Genomic DNA, 22,616 nt, shown 5'->3' on the forward strand with positions numbered 1-22,616 from the left:
GTTATCTATTGTGTCTTGTTATCCTAGATTATAAAATAATACCTTTTATCTTGATACAAAAAATCCAATTATTTATGTATTCTTTTAACATATAAAATAAATAATTTGAATTTTAGTGGGTTAGCGTTAATTATTGCTAGTATTTTTAATATTTCTAGAAGTCTAATGTTAATGTTTTTATTTTATTTATTGTATGTATGCAAAATACGGTGATTTATATAGTGTTAATTTTATATCTGATGTATTTTTAGCTATGCTGATAAGGTCAGATTTATAGTTGCGATATATCTTCAAATCTCAGAATGTATAATAAAAGATCATAATTATCCTGCAATATATAGGATATTAGAGCATAAGATGCATTAATATCAATAATTCTAAAAAATAATTTTTATATTTTTTGAGATTGGTTTTAGTCCATTCTGGACAACAGATGAGATTATGATGTCGCAATATACTACATATAACTGCATTATTCATGTAACCAGGTTTTATTTCTAAACTAAATATTTTTCGGTCGATTATTTTTTAACGGTTTACCCTGTAGTTTTTTTATATCTGAATAATTAAAATGTATACATAATTATATAAATATTTGATCTTCAATAAAGGAAATGTCTATTGGAATCTAGTGCGATTTACGGTCTTTTTATTATCGGTTCAATATTGGTTGCTACAAGTATTTTGCTTAGCTCTTTTTCATCACGGTTAGGCATTCCTATTCTAGTTATTTTTCTTGCTATTGGTATGTTAGCTGGAGTTGATGGTATTGGTGGAATCGCTTTTGATAATTATCCCGCTGCTTACTTGATCAGTAATCTTGCTTTAGCTGTCATTCTTCTTGATGGTGGCATGCGTACTCAGGCAAGTTCTTTTAGGGTAGCGTTAGGTCCAGCATTATCATTAGCTACAGTTGGAGTGTTAATTACAGCTAGTTTAACTGGTTTAGCTGCTGCATGGTTATTTGGTCTTAGTTTACCTAATGGCTTTCTTATCGGCTCAATTATTGGTTCTACTGATGCTGCAGCAGTTTTTTCACTTTTAGGTGGAAAAGGACTAAATGAACGTGTTAGTGCTACCTTAGAAATTGAATCTGGAAGTAATGATCCAATGGCTGTTTTTTTAACTGTTACTTTAATTAAAATGATCCAGAATGAACAAATGGGAATTAACTGGATATTTATTTTTCAGATAATACAGCAATTTGGGTTGGGCATTCTTCTAGGTTTAGGCGGGGGGTTGGCATTATTACAAATTATTAATCGTGTTTCATTAGCTAGCGGTTTGTATCCATTATTGGCAGTCAGTGGAGGAATTCTAGTGTTTTCCGTAACGTCGATGCTAGAGGGAAGTGGTATCCTTGCGGTGTATTTGTGTGGTTTTATTCTTGGTAATCGTCCAATTCGCAATCGTCATGGTATTTTGCAAATTTTCGATGGCCTAGCTTGGCTAAGTCAAATTGGTATGTTTTTAGTATTAGGATTATTAGTTAATCCCGTGGATCTCTGGTCTATAGCACTTCCGGCTACATTACTATCTATCTGTCTTATTCTTATTGCTCGTCCATTTTCAATTTTGATTGGTTTATTACCATTTCGTGGATTCAATATTCGAGAGCGTATGTTTATAAGTTGGGTTGGTCTCCGTGGAGCTTTACCTATTATACTTGCTGTTTTCCCTATGATGGCGAGATTGCCTCAGGCGTCTCTTTTTTTTAATATTGCATTTTTTGTAGTTTTAGTATCACTTACGATTCAGGGCACTTCACTAAGTTGGGCGGCACGTAAAGCTCGTGTAGTTATACCGCCGTTAGCATCACCAATTTCTCGTATTGGTCTGGATATTCATCCTGAGAACCCATGGGAGCAATTTATTTATCAATTGAACGAAGATAAGTGGTGTATTGGGGCTGCGTTACGTGATTTACGCATGCCTTCTCAAACACGAATTGCTGCATTATTTCGTAAAAATCAATTGTTGCATCCATCTGGGAGTACTCGACTAAAAGAAAATGATGTTTTATGTGTCATTGGTCGTGAACGAGACCTATCTGCTTTAGGGAAGTTATTTAGTCAATCTCCGCCTGTATCGGATCAGAGATTTTTTGGTGATTTTATTTTACAAGCAAGCGTTTCTTTACAAAATGTTGCTTATATTTACGGGATTGAACTTGATGACGAGACAAATAATCAACAAACATTGGGCGAGATGGTTGCAGATATTATAGGAGCGGTGCCTGTAGTTGGAGATCAAATTGAATGGAAAAATATATTATGGACGGTCGCAGAAAAATCAGATCACGGAATTGTTAAGATTGGCGTGAGAGTTCAGGAACAATAATTATTTTTTAATAAAAATATATCATATTCTAAAAAATATTTTATCTAAGTCTTATTTATGTATTGTAGTTACTGTGATATTTTATTATGTTTTTAAACATTAAGATCTATATTAATAAGATATCGATTTTTCTTAATTTTTAGCAAAAAATACAATGAGTATCTATTAAAGATCTTACGATAGGATATTCTATATAGAAATCAATAATTATTAATTTAATGCTTTTGGATACTCTATAGTATATTTTTATATAAATAAATAGTATCAGATATATAAAAAATATATAATCTATTATAACTTATGGTTATTATATGAATAACTATAGGTTAATTATTATACTGATTTTAATGCTATTATAAAGAGATAGATAATATTTAATATATTATGTGATTATTTTGATATGTCCAAGCGGAGAATAAAAATTCTTATTTAAATAGTATCTAAATAAAATATTATACACTTAAATATATTAATTAATAATTGTTAATTGAACAATTATTGTTCATATTATGTGATAGATATTTAAAGTCAAGATTTTTTATATTTATATCATGATAAATGATACTTTCATAAAAGTAATATTATTGATATTTAGATGAAAACTTCTGTAGATATTTTATTTAGATTATTTTTATCTCTAAAATATATTTTTATAAATAAAAATCTCATAATAAAACTCATGAGAATAACTGCAATTATATTATAAAATTATCTTCATTCGTGCAAAAATTATTGACGCCCGGTGTGCCCAAAACCACCTGAACCTCGTTGAGTATCAGTGAAGCTATTAACTAGGTTGAACTCCACTTGTATAATAGGCAAAAAGATTATTTGTGCAACACGTTCACCAGCTGTGATCATAAATGGATGCTTCTTGCGATTCCAGAGTGAGATCATAATTTGACCGTAATAATCAGAGTCGATTAAACCTACACTATTTCCAAGTACGATACCATTGGTGTGACCGAGGCCAGAGCGTGGGAGTATGATCGCTGTAATCTGAGGGTCAGCAATATGCAAAGCTATACCTGTTCCTATTAAATGTGTCTCTCCGGGATACAAAATTAGTGTGCTCTCTATACAGGCCCGTAAATCTATACCGGCAGAGCCAAGAGTAGCATAACTTGGCATTGGAAAAGAAGTACCAATTCTTCTATCTAGAATTTTAATGTCAATTTTTTTTCTCATATGACGAGCTAAAACGTGAGACTTATTAGGTATTGTATTTTATTTTTACTTTAAATATATTAAATATACTATAATAGTACATATATTTTTAATATAGTTTTTTTTGTAAAGTATCTATTTTTACAAAAATATATAACTAAAGGCAATTTATAGAATGTTTGTAAGGTATATACTCTAAGAAATATAGAGTTTATGTGGATATTTTTACATGTTTAATTCTCTTATTTTTAGAAGTTACCAAATTCTAATAATGATCAATTTATTGATCTACAAGTAAACTTGGATAGATTGGCATAGTGTGCATAATATTTTTGATTTTACATAGCGCATATTAATTTCTTTTTCTCTATTAATTTCGCTATTTTTAATTCACAGTCTCTTAGGCGTCTTTTTTCTTTGATCACGATTGCTTCTGGTGCTAGTTTAATAAAGTTTTTATTATCTAATTTACCATGAATTTGTTTGATTATTGTTTCTAAGTTGACAATATCAGATTGTATATGATTTAGCTCGATATTCTTATCTACTAAATCTTCTAATGGTAATAGTAAGTCTGCATCTTCTATTGACTGATTATAGGCTAATGAATGATTAGCATCTTCAGATACAATTTGTATTGTTTTTAGATTGGCAAGAGTTTTTATTAGATAATAGTTTTTATTTATTCTATGAGTTACGTTATTACTGTTTGTACGTAAAAGAAGATCTAAGGGGTGCGTTGGAGGGATGTTGTTTTTATTGCGCATATTGCGTATTGCAATAATGACTTGTTTAATCCATTCGATATCTTTTATAGATTCATCATGAATACGAGTTGTAGAAAAGATTGGTACAGGTTGGAACATGATAGTTTCATCTGTGATATGCTTTATTACTTTTACTCTTTGCCAAATTGTTTCAGTAATAAATGGAATCAGCGGATGAGCCAGGCAAAGTAAATCTGCTAATACGTTTACTAGTGTATTACGTGTACCCTTTAATTGAGATTGAGTGCCGTTATGCAGGATTGGTTTAGTTAATTCTAGGTACCAATCACAGAACTGATTCCATGTAAACTCGTATAAAATATGAGCGGCAAGATCAAAACGGTAGCGATTTAAGGCTTCGTGCCAAGCTTGTGCTGTATAGTTAAATTTTGCAATGATCCAGCGATCAGGTACAGAGAGTTCTAATTCACCGCCAAAAAAACCACAATCATATTTTTCAGTATTCATAAGGACAAACCGACTACCATTCCAGAGCTTATTACAGAAATGACGGTAACCTTTAAGACGTTTCATGTCCCAGTGAACATCACGTCCAGTGGATGCTAAAGATGCTAAAGTGAATCTCAGTGCATCCGTGCCATGCGCTTCTATGCCACATGGAAATTGCTTTTTAGTACGTTGACGGATTATTTCTGATAATTGAGGTTTTATCATATTTTTAGTACGCTTCTCAATTAATTTTTCCAGTGAAATTCCATCGATCATATCTAATGGATCGATGATATTTCCTTTGGATTTTGACATTTTTTGACCTTCATCATCTCGAATTAAACCAGTTAAATAAACAGTTTTAAAGGGTACTTGAATTTTACCACTATCATCTTTTACAAAGTGCATAGTCAGCATAATCATACGGGCAATCCAGAAAAATATAATATCAAAACCGCTAACTAAAACATGAGTAGGGTGAAAAGTTTTTAATTCTTTAGTGTTTTTTGGCCATCCTAGACTTACAAAAGTCCAAAGAGCGGAAGAAAACCATGTATCTAATACATCTGTCTCTTGAATAAGAGGTAGATGAACGTTTAGGTTGTTCTCTATGCGAGCTTCTTGTTCACTATGCGCAACATAGATATTTCCAGATGGATCGTACCAAGCTGGAATGCGATGACCCCACCATAGTTGGCGTGAAATACACCAATCTTCGATGTTTTTCATCCAAGAAAAATACATATTGGCGTATTGTTTTGGTACAAATTGAATATCTCCTGACTTTACTGCTTTTATAGCTACTTCAGCTAATGGCGTCATACGGATATACCATTGCGTATTTAGCATAGCTTCTATGACAGCACCACTACGTTCACCATGTGGAACCATGAGATGATGTGTCTGGATATCTTCCAATAAACCTATTTTTTGAATCTCTTCAATAATCATTGCACGTGCTTCAAAGCGATCTAATCCACGAAAAGCTAAAGGTATTATTGAATCACAGTTATTCGATTCTTGACCGCAAGCATCATAAATTTGGGCATAATTGCGAATATTTGCGGTGTATGTAAAAATATTAATCATTGGCAATTGATGACGACAGCCTACATCATAGTCATTAAAATCATGAGCGGGGGTAATTTTCATACAGCCAGTGCCTTTTGATATTTCTACATATTTATCACCAATTATGGGAATTAAGCGATTAGTTAATGGCAATACTAAAAATTTACCAATAAGATCTTGATAGCGTGTATCTGAAGGGTTGACAGCTACTCCCGTATCGCCTAATATAGTTTCTGGGCGTGTAGTCGCAATTATTATATATGTTTTACCCTCAGAAGTTTTTACACCATTTGCGAGATAGTAACGAATATACCACATGAATCCTTTTTGCTCGAGGTTTTCTACTTCTAAATCAGAGATAGCAGTGCATAGTTTAGGGTCCCAGTTAACTAAGCTCTTTTTGCGATAGATCAGTTTTTCTTTATATAGAAGAATGAATATTTTTTTTACTGCATCTGAAAAACCATGATCCATGGTAAAGCGTTCACGTGTCCAGTCAACAGAGCTGCCCAAGCGACGTATTTGATGAGAAATTATACTATTAAATTTATTTTTCCATTGCCAAGTTTTTTTAATTAAGGCATCAGCGTCATAGTCTTGATTGGTTTTATTTTCTTCTTCATTAATTTTTCTTGTAATCAACAACTGAGTAGCAATACCTGCATGATCAGTTCCTGTTTGCCATAGGGTATTTTTTCCTTTCATGCGATTATATCGGATCATGATATCTATGATAGTTTGTTGAAAAGCATGGCCAAGATGTAAGCTACCAGTGATATTAGGTGGTGGCATCATAATACAAAAATTTTCTTGAGATGCATCACCATTTGGTTTAAAATAACCCTTTTTCTCCCAATTTTGATAGAGTATTGTTTCGATGTGTTGTGGATTATACCTTTTTTCCATATGCGCTATGTCTCAAATATTATAGATAGTATTACTGTATTTTAGTATATGTAATATAATTACGTGTTTTAACTTTAATATAAATAATTTGAGTTAATAAACATGATATTACGGAGAGGTATCATATAAACTTCTTATATTAACATCATTAAATATTACTAAATATCATTAAAATATCATCAGAATTTTATATGATGGTGCCGAAGGCCGGAATTGAACCGGCATGCCTTTTGGCGGTTGATTTTGAGTCAACTGCGTCTACCAGTTTCGCCACTTCGGCTATTTTAGAGAATTTTTTAAAATAATAAAATTATATTACATTGTTTTTTTCTATTTATGCAACTGGATTTATGATGCTATATATAAAATGCTAGATCTGTATGCATAAACTGTTTAGCTTGCAAACTATAAAATATGATTTTTATATAAAACATAACATGCATCCTACAAAAATACTAAAAATCTTAATTTAAATTTATATAATAATTGGATTAATGGTTGAAGCGTAAAGTGACATATTCTATAATTTTTATATTTAACTAATAAATAATTAATAACTTAATATAAAATTATTTATTAGTTTTGGTGTTTTCTCAGAGATGAAAATGCAGATTCCTTAAAAAATACAGAATACAATTACATAATTAATTAAACTAGTTTAACTAATTATGTAACAAGAATAATACTACTAAGTAGTATTAAAAATTAAATTTATTCTAGAAAAGACGGATCTGTAAATTGTATACTTTACTAATAAAATATCAACTTTTCTTTTTACATTATATCATAATCATTTTTGAATCGCTACATGACTCTCTGAATATCATCATGATTTTGACCACGTATGCTAATAAAAATTAACGTATGAGATTTTTTATAATTATTCATCTGATCAATATGAATATAATTATGTTATAAATCATATGCGATGTGATCTAGATTTTTTCTATGCTTGGTGCGTTGTGAGTGTAATGCTACGATACCTTTAATAGGTTTTTTTAAAATATTTTTAATTATGTTAACATGATTAATTTACTGTAATTTTTACAAGTGTTTGTTTATAAATAATTTTACATAAAATATACAATTCTGATATGTATATTTATGAGCTAAAAGATTACATAAGAGCTATTGTTATTTGGTTGAGAGTAAGGTTTAAAAGATTAGCAATTTTGGTATAAAAATATAAAGATTCTTTATATATTTTATGGAATATTTTATAAAATTATCCAATATTTTATGAATATTAGCATAACTATAATAAATAGTACCTAATGTTTTATTTTTTTTGAGGATGTAATTGAGAATATTTAAATTTTTTTATTTATAGAATGGTAAGTTTTAGACTAAAAAACTAAAGTTACTATAAAATGTTTATGTATTTTATTGGAATGATCATATGGTTAATTGTTTATTGATTGCAAGTATTTATATATTCCATAGGAATTGTTTTATATCGTAAGTTAGGTTTTGTCGTATAGACTTAAGAATTATGCTTTTTAAGCATGATATAGCTTAATAAAATATATATTAATAAAATTAATGAGCTTTAATTTTTGAACACATATTAATATTATTAATATGTGTTTTATTAATACGTATTATTAAGATATTAATATGTATCATTCATTACTTTCCAAGTGCTGATAAGTAACAAAATCTTTTTAAATATAGCATTCATAAAAATACATAGCATTCTTATGTGACTTGTTCAAATATTATCAATATTAAAAATTATTTAGAAATTCATTTTTTGAATGATTGCAATTACTAGAAGTAAGATTAATTTTAATTGTCAGGTTAGTTAATAACTGTAGTTTAATTTTTATAAATAATACTTTATTTGGTGAAATATAAAAATATAGAGCAATGTAGTTAATAATTCCTCTGAGTAATATTTTTACAATTTTAATGATGTTTTACACAGTGATAACTACATATCGAATATAAATAAAGTTTATGCTTGCATTAGTAAAATTAGTAAAATTAGTTAAAAGTAACTCATATTAAAAACATAAAAAAACTAGAGATAATATTGGTATTTTGTATATTCGATCGATTCAGATTATCAAGATTTGCATAATGTAGAAGCTATATCTCTAATTGTTATTCTAAATAATGAGTTAAGAGATAATCAAAAACTTTTTATGTTTTATGGAGCGTAGTGATCGTATTTCTGGGAGATTTGATAATGATTCAATATATATACAATATCAATATATATAAATATATATATTGATATTGTAATTTTTGAATATTGTAATTTGTATATTTAATATATTATGAGTTTTTTAAAGATTTTTAATTATCTGTCAAAAGCATGTAGCAATAAGATCGATCTCATCGATGGTCTATAGGATTATATAGTATTCTTTTGGTCTATCTCTCTCATATACTATAGATGAGGTCTTAGACTGTTAGTATAACTAACTGATTATACCTGGTGGATAGCCGCGATGAATATGCAATATACACAGCAAGTTTTTATGGCGGCTATGGCAGCAATAGTGCTTGCGTTTCTTTTATTAATCATGAAATGTTTTGCTTGGTGGTATACGGGCTCAGTTAGTGTTCTAGCAGCACTAATAGATTCGTTAGTGGACATTGCTGCTTCATTGACAAATCTATTAGTTATACGTTATGCAATGCAACCAGCTGATTCTAAACATGCATTTGGTCATGGAAAAGCTGAGTCTTTAGCAGTATTAGTACAAAGTGTGTTTATCTGTGGCTCCGCTCTCTTTCTTTTTTTTACTGGCTTTAAAAATATTTCCGCCCCTCAGGAACTCAAGGAGCCTCTAGTATTAGTTATAGTGACTTTTATAGCTTTATTTTCAACACTAATTTTAGTTACCTTTCAGCGTTGGGTAGTGCAAAACACTCAAAGTCAGGCTATACGTGCAGATATGTTACATTATCAATCAGATATAATAATAAATAGTGCAATTTTATTAGCTTTAGTTTTAAGTTGGTTCGGTTGTTATTGGGCTGATGCATTATGTGCTCTTAATATTGGTATATGGATTTTATATTCTGCATGGCGTATGGCATATGATGCTGTTCAGGTATTACTGGATCGTGCCTTACCTGTGACAGAGTATCAAGCAATTTTAAAAATTGTTACCACATGGCCTGGTATATGTGGAGTACATGGTATTCGCACACGTCAGGCTGGCCCAACACGCTTTATTCAACTACATTTAGAAATGGAGGATCACTTACCTTTATGTGAGGCACATAGCATATCTCATCATATTGAGAAGGCGTTGATTATGCGATTTCCAGGTTCTGATGTGATTATTCATCAGGATCCATGTTCTGCAGTATCTCAAGAACATCAAGGTACGTTTGGATCATAAAAAGACTTTGAGGGTACCGTCTAATATTGAATGTATGAGAATTTATATCAAATTATTACAGAAGTTATTAGAAGTATGGTGAGTATCTAAATCTAAGTAAACAGAGTTATGCAGAATGGCTGTACATACTATCAGTAAAGATTACTCAATGATTTTAATTTTACGTATCAAGTATGATTGAAAAAGAAAACTCTTGTTTTTAGTCCATTATGTTTTTTAAATATTTTAGTTTTTAGGTTTATCCATTCTTCATTATTCTCTTTTAATCTGTGTGTGCCATAACGCTTTTAGTTAGAAAATGATATATGTGATTGTCCTTGTAGTGCATCATATATAACCTATATCATTATCTTGAGAGGTTTTTATGATGAATAAAATCGGTATACTCACCAGTGGTGGTGATGCACCAGGCATGAATGCAGCAATCCGTGGTGTTGTTCGTACAGGTATCAGTGAAGGTTTGGAGATTTTTGGAATTTATGATGGTTATTTAGGGTTGTATGAAAATAGAATGATAGCCCTTAGTCGTTACAGTGTATCAGATATAATTAATCGCGGTGGTACATTTTTAGGTTCTGCTCGTTTTCCTGAATTTTGTTCAAAAGAAGTACGTAGTATAGCTATCAAAAATATGATAACACGTGGAATTGATGCTTTAGTTGTAATTGGTGGTGATGGTTCTTACATGGGTGCTAAATCTGTAACAGAAATGGGGTTTCCTTGTATCAGTTTGCCGGGGACCATTGATAACGATGTAGCTGGTACAGATTATACTATTGGGTATTTTACTGCACTTGAAACAGTGGTAGAAGCCATAGATCGCTTACGTGATACCTCTTCTTCACATCAACGTGTTTCTATTGTAGAGGTGATGGGGCGATATTGTGGAGATTTGACTTTAGCGGCTGCAATTGCTGGGGGTTGTGAGTTTATTGTTTTACCGGAAACCCCTGAAACTCGTGAAAAGTTAATTGATGAGATCAGGGATGGATTTTCTAAAGGTAAGAAGCATGCCATTGTAGCTATTACTGAGCATATTTGTGATATTAATGCATTAGCACGATATATTGAAAAAGAAACTAAAAGAGATACACGTGTCACTGTATTGGGGCATATTCAGCGGGGTGGAGCTCCAGTGGCCTATGATCGGATTTTAGCCTCACGTATGGGTGCTTATGCTACTAAACTATTATTAGAGGGCTCTTACGGATGTTGCATAGGCATTCAAAATGAAGAGATAGTACATCATAATATTGTTGATGCTATTCAAAATATGAAACGTCCGTTTAAATATGATTGGTTAGATGTTGCTAAGAAGCTATATTGATCCTCTAACTTAGGTATTAAGGTATTAAAGATCGATAGCGCTATCAGCTTTAAGCTTTATATTATTGGGAAGATCAAAACTACAAAACAGAATATTATCATGTAATATTTCATATACATCATATATATTATAATTAATTTTTTTAGTAATTTTTATGATCTAATCTGCATACTATGTGTTATAATTAAATAATTTCTTTAATAATTTTTATATTTTAATATATAGATAAGTGCACAGATAGCTCTATTAATTATTTTAAGTATTTTATGTATCTTTTTTGATATTTTACTGATCATAAAATAAATACTCAAAAAATTATATTTATCAAGATTTCTTTATAAATAACACTGGTTTTTGTAATTTTTTACTGATTTTTCGTCATGATTAAGGTACTATTATGACAATTATGCATAATTTTAGTATATGCTAAGTTAGTTATTTAAGAGAATCAGATTTTTATAGTCTAATATTCTACATTATAAAAATGATAGAAATGATTATATAGAGCTTATAAAATGAGTTTATTTTTTATATTTTTTTGAATTTTTTTATTCAGCATGCAAAATAAAATTTTTTATCTATATAAATAAACTTGATGTTTATCGTAAAACGTAACATATAAGATATAAGGCGCTAAAATTCTATATTAAGATTGTTTTTTTATTTTAGAGCTAAAGAATAGTTATTACACGATAATAGCGTCCAGGATTATTCTATCTTAAATAAATAGATTTTTATAAATATCATTGAGGTATAGTTATAGTATTTTTATCATTATGTAATATTTATTAAATGCGATTTAGGAGATGAGCGTATCATTAAACTAAAACTTATGATAAGTACCATAAATGATTATAATTTGTAGCTTAAGTTGTGCGTCTACATTAGATTGTATGCGCAAAAATAAAAGTTTTTCTAACTCAAGACGATGATAATAGATTTATTGAGTTATTTTTGCAATAGTAAGAGCTATAATTTTGACTTGAGTTAAAAATAAAATCATTTTAGTTATTAAGATTTTTTAGTGATGAATTTCAAAAATCTTAATAGTCTAGATTTTTGTTATATTTTTAAATAGATACAGCTATAACAATATAAGACATTATGAATAGACAAAACTGATACAGAATATAATATTTATTATGTATTTTTATTTTTAAAATGTAAAACAATCTGTATAATAAATATTAGTATTTAATTATGTTAAGTTATAATGACATGTTGTCAATGAAGGTTTATTAGATTCCATCGCCATATTCAAAACCTGGAAATATTGTTATAGGGTATTGATTGATATGAATCGATGATATATCATTTTTGTGTTTGTTTTTGACAATATTAGCCGGAACGCCAACAACAGTGGTATAAGCAGGGACAGGATGTAGAACTACGGATCCAGCTCCAACTTTTGCCCAGCATCCTATTTCAATGTTTCCAAGAATTTTAGCTCCTGCTCCAATAATAACCCCTTCCTGAATTTTTGGGTGTCTATCCCCATTATCTTTTCCAGTGCTGCCAAGTGTCACTGCTTGCAGAATTGATACATTATCTGCAATAACTGTAGTTTCACCTATTACAATTCCAGTTGCATGATCTAGTAAGATACCCTGACCTAGTCGTGCGGCAGGGTGAATATCAACTGCAAATAAAACAGAACTTTCATGTTGCATATATAGGGCAAGAGCGTGACGACCTGTATTCCATAAAAAATGGTAAAGGCGATATACTTGTAGAGCATGGAAGCCCTTTAAATATAATATTACTGTAGAGTATTTATCAACGGTTGGATCACGATGACGTGCTGCATAGATATCATAAGCGGCGGAAATAATAATGGCTGGATACTGTCGGTAAATATCCTGAATAATCTCAGATAAATCTGTTTTTGATATAATATGATTAGCTAGTTTATTGGCGAGAATACAGCTTAAAGCAGTTTCCAAATCGTTATATTGTAATAGAGCAGAGTGATAAAAGCTGGCTAGCATAGGCTCACATTGAGTGAGTTGATAAGCTTCTTTTTTGATATCATGCCAAATTTGTTTAGGATCTATATATAGCATCATTCGCTCTCCAATAAAATATTGCCTCCTCCGCAGTAAAATTAAGTCGCATAATTTAGCTGCTATTATTTTCCTCTTTACTGGAACGATTGAGCAGGCTCTCTGCGGCATCTATAACATTTTTTCCACAATATAATACTTGGTAAATTTCCTCAGTAATTGGCATGTCAACATTATAGCGCATAGCTAGCATTTTAATTTCTTTTGTATTATACCAACCTTCAATAACCTGCCCTATTAATTTTTTTGCATGGTGAATATTATAACCTTCGCCTATTAAAACACCAAAGCGTCGATTGCGAGACCTGTTATCTGTGCAAGTTAGAACTAAATCCCCTAAGCCGGACATTCCTGTAAATGTAGCAGGATTAGCATTTAAAGCTGTACCTAACCGACTTATTTCAGCTAACCCTCTAGTGATGAGTGCAGCTCGAGTATTGGCGCCAAAACCTATACCATCAGATATACCGACCCCAATAGCAATTATATTTTTTGCTACTCCACCCAATTGAACGCCAATCATATCAGGATTGTTATACACTCGGAGTTTTGTTTTGTGATGAAATAGTTGTTGTAATTCTATTGCAAGTTCTTTATTTGTTGCCGCTAAGGTAATTGCAGTTGGTGTACCTATTGCCACTTCGTTAGCAAAGGTTGGTCCTGATATAACAGATAGAGGGATATGCCTACCAAGTATTTCGGATGCAACCTCTTGGAGTAATCGCCCAGTATGATTTTCTAGACCTTTTGTTGCCCAGATCAAACGTGAATCAGTGCGAAGATGCGGTTTAATGCGGTATAGCATGTCGCCAAATACATAACTCGGAACTACTAATAGTAAATTGCGACTAGCTGATATTGTTTTAGCAAGATTGGTTTGTATAATTAAAGTGTCAGGAAAAGGTACTTTTGGAAGAATGTTCTGATGATATCGGCGTGCCTGTAGTTGTGCCTGATGATAATGATCATGCCCCCATAATATGACTTGACGGCCACCACGAGATAACATAATGGCTAACGCGGTTCCGTATGAACCAGCTCCAATAATGCTCATAATCGCATCAGAGTTTTTCATTTATGTATCCGGAGTATGTTCTGTGTGTTTTGATTTTTGAAGGTACTTCATAAATAGTGTGTCAAAGTTAACCGGCTCAAGATGTAATGGCGGAAAAGTGCTATGCCATATTAAGTTAGCAATGCATTCACGTGCATATGGAAAGAGAAGATTTGGACAGTATGAACCCAAGCTGTGCTCTAGTTTGTTTTTTTCTGTTTCTTTAATAGAAAAGACCCCGGCTTGTTCTACTTCACACAGAAAAATAGTGTTCTTAGCAAGGCTTGTAATAACAGTGACGCGTAGTATTACCTCGTACATTTTATCTATTAAATGAGTAGAACTAGTGCCTAGATTGAGTGTCACCTGAGGGTCCCAAGGTTTTTGAAATACTTGTGGCGCTTGGGGTGATTCAAAAGAGATATTTTTAGTGTAAATACGATTGATTTGAGGCGATTTATCACTATTATATTTTTCTAACATAGAAATTTTGTAATCCTATTTGTCAGTAAGATATGATTATATCCAAGAATATAAAATGGTTCGTAATTTTTTCTAGCCTACCCTTGATGATTATGAAAGGGATGCATGATGTTTTATAAAATCACTAGAATTTAGAGTCATTAAAATTCGGTAATTTTATTGTGAACCGTTGTAGATGCAGCTTGATATTTTTCAATATCTTCAAGGGGCATCTGCAAATAATTTTTAAATTTTTATTTATATATCATATATATTTTAAATTATATACATTCATTATACTAAGAAAGATAAGTAGGTAATTATTTAGATAATTATTTTTATTTTTATTGATATCAGTGATATAGATCAAAAAATTAATATTTTTGTAAAAATATTAATTTTTTGTTGTTATGCGCAAGCATGAATCTGATTCCTAATAAGGATCTTATGATTATCTTATATCTTTCTATTTCTATAAGATACTATATTAATTAAAAACATATCTACAATTTAGATAAAAATGTTAAATCAAAATAACTGAATGTATCGCTTGTCTTTAAAATTTTAAAAAATTAAATGTCTTAAATAAGATTATACATTGTAATATATATGATTTTTTCATGTAACAATAAAACAGAAAATTACCCTTACCTGATGTATTTACAGGCGATTATGTTTTTTGTGTAGATAGTTGTATTTATTAATATTATGCCTTGTAATTAGTAGGTATAATTATACATAACAAAAGATATTTTATAGTGTTTGATCTTCTTAAAGTTCATTAGTTTAATAAAAATTAATGAATGTACTCTGTCAAAGTATATAATATATGATTACAGAGTATATGATATATTATTACAGAATATATCATATATTATCAGTGCGTAATTTTAAAATTATTTTTATTACATGTTGTCATAAGTAAAATTTTTTAAAAAATCATAATAAAAACATTTATATACTACGATAAAATATAGAATATACTTAGATAGTATTTTATTTATTTTTAAAATATATATTATATAGTTAATCTGTTTATTATTTAGAGCGTTAAATTTTTAAATAAAAATATATAATAAACCCCCTGAAGAGAAAAACCGTCTTTTGTTTTTAAAAAAATCACTATATGAACTTTATAATGTACTGAATACCATTCAGTATTGTGAATATTGTTTCATATAGAACTAAGATGAAGTAGAGTTAAGGTTAATAAGTAAGTCAGAATTTTTTTAGAGCTATTTGATTTAGAAAAGTTTCATGTAAGATTAATAGTAATTTTAATTGTATTTTATTTTAAAGGATATTCATTACTGGTATTAAAGATGGTAAAATTTTTATGTATAATGTTATGTGTAGTGCGCGTGCTGAATTTTATAAGAATAGGTTAATTTAGGCTGAACGTATTTAAAGATTAGTTAGTTTTTAGAGATTTTATGTGCAACGTATGATTTATCTTAGGTTTTTCGTAGGGTTTTTGATGTCTCTGGAGTTCTTTTAATAGTAAACATGTGATATTAACGATAATATTAATTATCTTAATCGGTATAATATGTTCTTTAATTATATATTTTTTCTAAAATTGTATACGATTAGAGAGCACGTGTCATTGAGGTGAATGTATTTTCATTGTATCTGCATGTTTGTATGTGTACTTTTATTTAAAGAGTAGTGTTATTTAAAAATAACAAAAATACTATGATTATAGTAATAAACGTTATTTTTTAAATATGAAGAAATTTGTAATAATTTTTACTGAATGTGTCTATATAATATTTGACTGATTTTCATGATATATACTAATTTAGTAAGGGGGTCTTGTGTATTTTTATTATTATAAATATTAGTTAATCGTTTTAATCTAAAATAATCTTTATATTATTTTTTTATTAAAGTTACAATAGTATGTATTTTAGTGTGATTATCATTTATATCTCCTAATACATGCGAGTATATCATATGTAAAACATATTGAATATTTTTCATTAAATCGATTTTATCGCATTTTAATTGTGGTTTTATTTACTGAATAATTTTTTACAGATTCTGTACATTAATAGCAGTCTGCAATATTAATTAAATTACTTTTATGATATTTTACTATAAAACATCATATAATTGTAGGGTGATAGTAGATACAATACATTGGGTGTATATCACTGAGTGTGTTGAAAGGTTATGTTAATTGCAAAATGATATGTAACTTAGTGTTTTTATACTTTTCCTAATAAAATAAAAATTGTAGTTTTACGAAATAGCGCGTGTATTATATTTTGTCTCATTTGAGTATGTAGTTTAGGTCTCAGAATTTTGATGAGATAATTATTTTTATTTGAAATTTTAACTATAACTTCATAGAAATCTTAAAGTAATAATATCTTATATAGATATTCAGTTTAGATCAAAGAGATTTATATCATTATTATGAAATTATTTTTTAATATATTTTAATGTAATTGCATCATGGGAGTTTTACTTGAATTTTTTTTAATTAATTATTTTTATTTTTATTAAAAAAGTAGTATGTATTATTTAGTATTTTACTTATAAAAAATTACTAATTAAATAAAATTTAAAGGTATATTGTGACTTAGATAGTTAGTCATCTATTTTCTTGTATATTATATATTTAATAAAATATTTAATATTGAGTTACATATCTATCAAATTATAATATATTTCTTATAATATATTCTAACACTTTAAGATTTAGAAAAATATATTTTAAAATTTAGTATAATATTTTATTAAGAAAATTCTTTAAGATTTAGTATAGAAATATTAAATATTATATATTTTATAGTGTTCAGATAATCTATAATAATTATTAAGAATTGCATAAAGTAACATATATCAGGTAAAAGATACAAGATATATGATGTTTTTTTTAATAGGGTTGTTTTAAATAAATTTATCACTACTTACTTTTATATTATATATGTAAAAGATCTAGTATATAAAAATTATTTTTAAGTGAGATAAATATTAGAACTTGCTAGTTTTTATATATTTTTTATTTTACTGAGTTCGGTCAGTAAATTTTATTTTTGGTGTAAATATTTATCTTTTTGTTACCTTTTTACGGTAAATTAATTTAATTGAACAATTTTTAATACTAAAATAACATAAGAGTTATTTTATAAGGATTAAGTTCTTACATGTCTAATTTTCTGATCAATCAAAGATCATAAAGTTAATGATAGAAGTTCCTGTGATTATACGTGTCAATGAATTAACCTTATGAATAATATAGAAATAAAATGAATAAAATTATTTAAAAGTTGATTTTTTATTTAAGTACATAATAAAGCGCATGATTATTAACATATTATAATTATAAAAGTAACTCTATTTTAAATATCAGATTTTTTTAGAAGGTATTGATATGGTAGAGAATCAATTGATTGTAAAATTAAAGTGTGATTCATAAAACGACAAAAATTAGGAACGTCATATACGGTGGCTGGATCATCAGAAAGAATGAGTAAGGTCTCACCATGATTAATATAACGCATAGTTTTTCGTATTAACATCAGGGGCTCAGGACAGCGTAGTCCCTGGGTATCCAGAGTATGTTGAGATGTCATGATTAGTTTTATCATTAGTTTAAAATAATTTATTTAATATATCTAAAACAATAGAAAAATAGATACTAAAATAATACATAATTTTTTATGCATCAATACTATATATTATTTTCATAATATTAAAGCAGAGATTCTAAGAAATGAGAAGTTTGAAATATATGAATATATTAGTGTAAATATTACTTTTTTTACCTTTAATCCATGAATAAGTATAATACATAATAAAATTATACATATTTCTTATTTTTATTATGTATTTTATAAAAATGATATTCTGAGTAAATAGTTCATATCAGAGCGTCGAGCTTTGATTATATATACAATATAATAACGGTTTTTAACTAGTACCTATAATAATTATTATAGCTGATAAGGAATATTATTATGATAAGCTATAAAATTTTAACTATAACCTGGATTGCTTTAATGGTTAGCAATGGTTGTTCTATTGCGGATAAATTAGTTTATCATCCGGATCTAATTCAAGGCAATTATATATCACACTATCATTTAGTAAAAATTCATATTGGTATGACACAGGAACAAGTTAGACATATCCTGGGAACACCTCAGATTAGTGATCCATTTAGTAACGATACCTGGTATTATATCTGTCGTCAAAAAATTAGGCGTCAACCTCTTCAGCAGCAAACGTTAAAGTTAAGTTTTAACAATCAAGGAATCTTGACTGATATAGATAATAAAAAGATTGAATTTATTCATTGAAGAAGTTAGATAATAAATCTTAAGCTAATTGTCGCATCAAATTTATTAGTGTTCTGCTAGTAATTTTTATTGATATCATGTTTTTTATATAAACAGCTTTATATAAATTTTTAGAAAGAAACAAGTTTTTTTAGTGAGGTCTCAATGTTTAGTGACTTTAAAATAAAAAAACAGATGTATTATAGACAAACATATATTATTTTGCATTCTTGACTTATTTGCATTGTATTGGATAGCATGACTATTCCTTATCCTGAATATAATATTATAAAATTTTAAGTCATAAAATAAAAAAACAGAGCCAGCTATAAATTATATTTTAATTGAATCTATTTATTACTATTTCCCATAGTGAGCGTATAAAAAGCTTACAGATGTTAAGTTTTTCATAGTAATAAGTGAAAGATATTTTTTGAGGCAATAATCATTCAGGGATATGATAAAATTAGAAAATCCATTATCATGTTAAGTATTTCTTTATGTTGTTGGTCTAAAATCTAATTGTTATTAATTTACCTATGATATCACTATTACTAATGTTTAGTAAAAATTGTAAAGTAATATTTCTATATAGCAATATTACTTTACAAATAATCACTATATAAATAATTAAGATATATAAATAGTTAGGATTTATAAATGTATAAATAGTGATATGTACGAATATTACAGTATTAGGGGCGATTATTAAAAAATAACTGTCTTAAACTTTTTTTCTAACAAGGAAGGATAATGTTTAAAGGAAGTATTGTGGCGCTAATCACACCAATGAATAAGAAAGGTGAGGTATGTGTTAGTAGTTTTAAAAATCTTATTAATTATCATGTGAAAAGCGGCACTGCAGCGATAGTTGTTTTAGGTACAACAGGAGAATCGGCTACTTTAACTTATGCAGAACGTAGTCATGTGACTGAGTTAATATTGAAGTTTTCCAAAGGGCGTATTCCTATCATAGTTGGTACTGGCGCGAATAGTACTGCAGAAGCTGTTTCTATTACTCAATCTTTTGAAAACTCTGGTGTAGCTGCATGCTTAAGTGTGACTCCTTACTATAATTGCCCAACACAAGAAGGACTGTATCGACATTTCAGAACGATCGCTGAAAACACTAATCTTCCACAGATACTATATAATGTGCCTTTACGTACCGGTGTAGACTTATTACCAATTACCGTTCAGCGTCTTTCTAATATTAAAAATATTATTGGAATTAAAGAGGCAACTGGGGATTTGTTACGTATAACTGAAATTCGAAAATTAGTTCAAGAAGATTTTATCTTACTTAGTGGTGACGATTCTACTGCATTAAATTTTATGGAACTAGGTGGATGTGGTGTTGTATCTGTAACAGCCAATATTGCTGCTTATCAGATGGTAAAGTTATGTGACTTAGTCCAAAGAGGCAAAATAGAGCGGGCTCGCCTTTTAAATCAGAAGCTGATGAATCTTCATCAAAAATTATTCATTGAGCCTAATCCTATTCCTATTAAATGGGCGGCAAAACAATTGGAATTAATAGAGAGTGACATGCTGCGTTTACCAATGACGTCATTAACTGAAATTAATTGTTCTATTGTCCAACAGGCGCTTAAAGATGCTGATTGTTTTTTAACTCAGGGAGTATGTACATGTCTAACTTGAGACATCGTCCCATGATAGTGATGGTTTTAGGACTATTATCAGTATCGTTTTTGTCCGCATGCTCTAGTAAGGTATACAATAGACATCAAGCGATGAGCTATGCATCTACTTTAAAAATAGATAACTCTAAAGAGTTAAAATCTCTCGCTGGAATGCCTTTGCCAACACAAAATCAGTATTTTCATGTTCCTTTTATGGGCATAAGGAGTCAGAATGATACCCGGGTAGATCTTATGCCGCCTACTCAAGTTTTGATGAATGAACAAAGTCTACATGCTCAAATATCTGGGAATGTAGGAATATTAGTTATTAAGGGTTCATCTAATTTAATTTTTTCACAAATAATTAATATTTTACAGAAAAATAAATTTGCAACTTTCTATCGTCAAGATAGATGTAAAAATTTATTTACTAATTGGGTTCGGTGGTATGATCCTAGTGATGACAAAGAGAATTTTTATTCCGGACGCTATCAAATTAGTATGAAGGAAAAGGGAAGTTATCAAACAATAAAAGTAATCTTAATTGGTCTACGACAAAAAGATAAGGAGGTGACTTCTTCTTTTCAAATTCAGAATTACACTGCAAGGATGTGTAGCTATTTAGCTCAAAACTTAAATATGATGATGTGTCATAATGAAATAGCTCCAGTGATATCTAAAAATTATGAACAGAATATTCATGCATACACTAGTACTAATGATAGTGGTTTATCAAATATAATTTTATGCGCTTCTTTTGATCATGTTTGGTTTTGGTTGCCGGGTATTCTAAAAATGTTGAATATGGAATTAAAAGAGAGCAATTATTCACATGGAAGCTTAAAGGTAAAATATACTTCGTTGAGCAGAAAAACTATTAATAAATTAGGTGTCATGGATATGAATTTTAAAAATGGTTACTATAAACTTCAGGTTGGCGAGCTAGGATCTTATAGTAGTTTGCAATTTTTTGACCCAGCAGGTCATCTAGTAAATCGATTGCAATATGAAAAAATCTTATCTATTTTTAAGTTAATTATAATAAAAAATAAGCGAACATGAAGATAATAAACTGATAAATGCTCTATTTAGAATGAAAGTTTTAATTATAATATCATTATTTTGTGCCATAAAAATCATCTAACACTAGGTGGTGCAAGTTAAGGTCTTATAAAAGAGTATGTGCACTACCATTATATGCAATATGTTAGTTTTTAGCATATTTTATGTTATTTTTTTAAGATATATAAAATGTATGTATATATTTTTATTTGGATAATCTTTAGACTTTAAATAGAGAATGAGATGGCTTAGAAGTATCTATATGTATATAAATCATATTGTATTAACTTTAATTTATAACTGATAATTTATGATCTATAATGATATTTTTTTTCTAAAAATATTGAGGCATCAATCATTAGGATTTAAGATTAAGATAAAAAGCAGCTTATTAAAAATAAGTGTAACAGCGTTTATAATAGAAGAGTTAACTATTTATTGTGAGAGCTTGATTAATTTAGTTTAATATTAATTAAATTAATCAAGATAGGATTTTAATTTTATTCATAATAATATTTCTGATCTCATGAAATAATTAAAAGGAAATTGTGGTATAAATAATGTATTATTATAATATATAATGAAATATTAGATTTATAATAATGGTTAGTGAGTTACTATAGATATTTTAATGGATGATTTAAGTTTATATAATT

12 protein-coding genes and 1 tRNA gene are annotated in these 22,616 nt (G+C 28.8%); 6 read left to right on the forward strand and 7 right to left on the reverse strand.

Translation table 11 applies throughout. The annotated features are described in order from the left end of the window. Window positions 1–621 precede the first annotated feature (621 nt). Window positions 622–2,340, forward strand: a complete 1,719-nt coding sequence (locus ERCIPSPA2889_RS00195) for a potassium/proton antiporter (RefSeq protein ID WP_157988880.1) — start codon at window positions 622–624, stop codon at window positions 2,338–2,340. Window positions 2,341–3,069: 729 nt separating this feature from the next. Here the strand turns inward: ERCIPSPA2889_RS00195 and dut are convergent. The 3 genes from dut to ERCIPSPA2889_RS00210 all read right to left on the reverse strand — a co-directional run bounded on the left by dut (window position 3,070) and on the right by ERCIPSPA2889_RS00210 (window position 6,981). Further along, window positions 3,070–3,528: a dUTP diphosphatase gene (dut, locus tag ERCIPSPA2889_RS00200; protein ID WP_157988881.1), complete on the reverse strand. Its 459-nt coding sequence runs from the start codon at window positions 3,526–3,528 to the stop codon at window positions 3,070–3,072. 317 nt (window positions 3,529–3,845) lie between these two features. Next, window positions 3,846–6,701 carry a valine--tRNA ligase gene (locus tag ERCIPSPA2889_RS00205; RefSeq protein ID WP_157988882.1) on the reverse strand — a complete coding sequence of 952 codons (2,856 nt, stop codon included), beginning with the start codon at window positions 6,699–6,701 and terminating at the stop codon, window positions 3,846–3,848. A gap of 195 nt (window positions 6,702–6,896) precedes the next feature. Further along, window positions 6,897–6,981 (reverse strand) — tRNA-Leu (locus ERCIPSPA2889_RS00210). A gap of 2,176 nt (window positions 6,982–9,157) precedes the next feature. Here ERCIPSPA2889_RS00210 and fieF point away from each other — a divergent pair. After that, window positions 9,158–10,060: a CDF family cation-efflux transporter FieF gene (gene fieF / locus ERCIPSPA2889_RS00215; RefSeq protein ID WP_157988883.1), complete on the forward strand. Its 903-nt coding sequence runs from the start codon at window positions 9,158–9,160 to the stop codon at window positions 10,058–10,060. A gap of 364 nt (window positions 10,061–10,424) precedes the next feature. Beyond that, a complete protein-coding gene (gene pfkA / locus ERCIPSPA2889_RS00220) occupies window positions 10,425–11,387 on the forward strand; it encodes a 6-phosphofructokinase (protein ID WP_157988884.1) in 963 nt (320 codons plus the stop codon). A gap of 1,238 nt (window positions 11,388–12,625) precedes the next feature. Here the strand turns inward: pfkA and cysE are convergent. The 4 genes from cysE to tusA form a co-directional block, all read right to left on the reverse strand. Then, complete coding sequence (gene cysE / locus ERCIPSPA2889_RS00225; RefSeq protein WP_157989401.1) at window positions 12,626–13,450, reverse strand: serine O-acetyltransferase; 825 nt, start codon at window positions 13,448–13,450, stop codon at window positions 12,626–12,628. A gap of 55 nt (window positions 13,451–13,505) precedes the next feature. Next, window positions 13,506–14,525 carry an NAD(P)H-dependent glycerol-3-phosphate dehydrogenase gene (gene gpsA, locus ERCIPSPA2889_RS00230; RefSeq protein WP_157988885.1) on the reverse strand — a complete coding sequence of 340 codons (1,020 nt, stop codon included), beginning with the start codon at window positions 14,523–14,525 and terminating at the stop codon, window positions 13,506–13,508. Beyond that, a complete protein-coding gene (gene secB / locus ERCIPSPA2889_RS00235; protein WP_157988886.1) occupies window positions 14,526–14,987 on the reverse strand; it encodes a protein-export chaperone SecB in 462 nt (153 codons plus the stop codon). Window positions 14,988–18,316: 3,329 nt separating this feature from the next. Further along, window positions 18,317–18,565 carry a sulfurtransferase TusA gene (tusA, locus tag ERCIPSPA2889_RS00240; RefSeq protein WP_157988887.1) on the reverse strand — a complete coding sequence of 83 codons (249 nt, stop codon included), beginning with the start codon at window positions 18,563–18,565 and terminating at the stop codon, window positions 18,317–18,319. Window positions 18,566–18,934: 369 nt separating this feature from the next. Here tusA and bamE point away from each other — a divergent pair, with 369 nt between their 5' ends. The 3 genes from bamE (at window position 18,935) to bamC (ending at window position 21,960) form a co-directional block, all read left to right on the forward strand. Next, window positions 18,935–19,276 (forward strand): outer membrane protein assembly factor BamE, encoded by a 342-nt coding sequence (bamE, locus tag ERCIPSPA2889_RS00245; RefSeq protein WP_157988888.1) that lies wholly within the window; start codon window positions 18,935–18,937, stop codon window positions 19,274–19,276. Window positions 19,277–20,008: 732 nt separating this feature from the next. Next, window positions 20,009–20,917 (forward strand): 4-hydroxy-tetrahydrodipicolinate synthase, encoded by a 909-nt coding sequence (dapA, locus tag ERCIPSPA2889_RS00250; RefSeq protein ID WP_157988889.1) that lies wholly within the window; start codon window positions 20,009–20,011, stop codon window positions 20,915–20,917. Continuing rightward, window positions 20,905–21,960 carry an outer membrane protein assembly factor BamC gene (gene bamC / locus ERCIPSPA2889_RS00255; protein WP_157988890.1) on the forward strand — a complete coding sequence of 352 codons (1,056 nt, stop codon included), beginning with the start codon at window positions 20,905–20,907 and terminating at the stop codon, window positions 21,958–21,960. The genes dapA and bamC overlap by 13 nt, the downstream gene beginning before the upstream one ends. Window positions 21,961–22,616: the final 656 nt, after the last annotated feature.

Origin of the sequence: Candidatus Erwinia haradaeae, assembly GCF_900698985.1 — a bacterium.
GTDB lineage: Bacteria > Pseudomonadota > Gammaproteobacteria > Enterobacterales > Enterobacteriaceae > Erwinia_E > Erwinia_E haradaeae_B.

Coding starts and splice junctions, on each gene's coding strand:
- tusA (WP_157988887.1), bottom strand. CDS start 18,565: ATGATAAAACTAATCATGACATCTCAACATACTCTGGATACCCAGGGA.
- pfkA (WP_157988884.1), top strand. CDS start 10,425: ATGATGAATAAAATCGGTATACTCACCAGTGGTGGTGATGCACCAGGC.
- dut (WP_157988881.1), bottom strand. CDS start 3,528: ATGAGAAAAAAAATTGACATTAAAATTCTAGATAGAAGAATTGGTACT.
- ERCIPSPA2889_RS00205 (WP_157988882.1), bottom strand. CDS start 6,701: ATGGAAAAAAGGTATAATCCACAACACATCGAAACAATACTCTATCAA.
- bamE (WP_157988888.1), top strand. CDS start 18,935: ATGATAAGCTATAAAATTTTAACTATAACCTGGATTGCTTTAATGGTT.
- cysE (WP_157989401.1), bottom strand. CDS start 13,450: ATGCTATATATAGATCCTAAACAAATTTGGCATGATATCAAAAAAGAA.
- secB (WP_157988886.1), bottom strand. CDS start 14,987: ATGTTAGAAAAATATAATAGTGATAAATCGCCTCAAATCAATCGTATT.
- bamC (WP_157988890.1), top strand. CDS start 20,905: ATGTCTAACTTGAGACATCGTCCCATGATAGTGATGGTTTTAGGACTA.
- gpsA (WP_157988885.1), bottom strand. CDS start 14,525: ATGAAAAACTCTGATGCGATTATGAGCATTATTGGAGCTGGTTCATAC.
- dapA (WP_157988889.1), top strand. CDS start 20,009: ATGTTTAAAGGAAGTATTGTGGCGCTAATCACACCAATGAATAAGAAA.
- fieF (WP_157988883.1), top strand. CDS start 9,158: ATGAATATGCAATATACACAGCAAGTTTTTATGGCGGCTATGGCAGCA.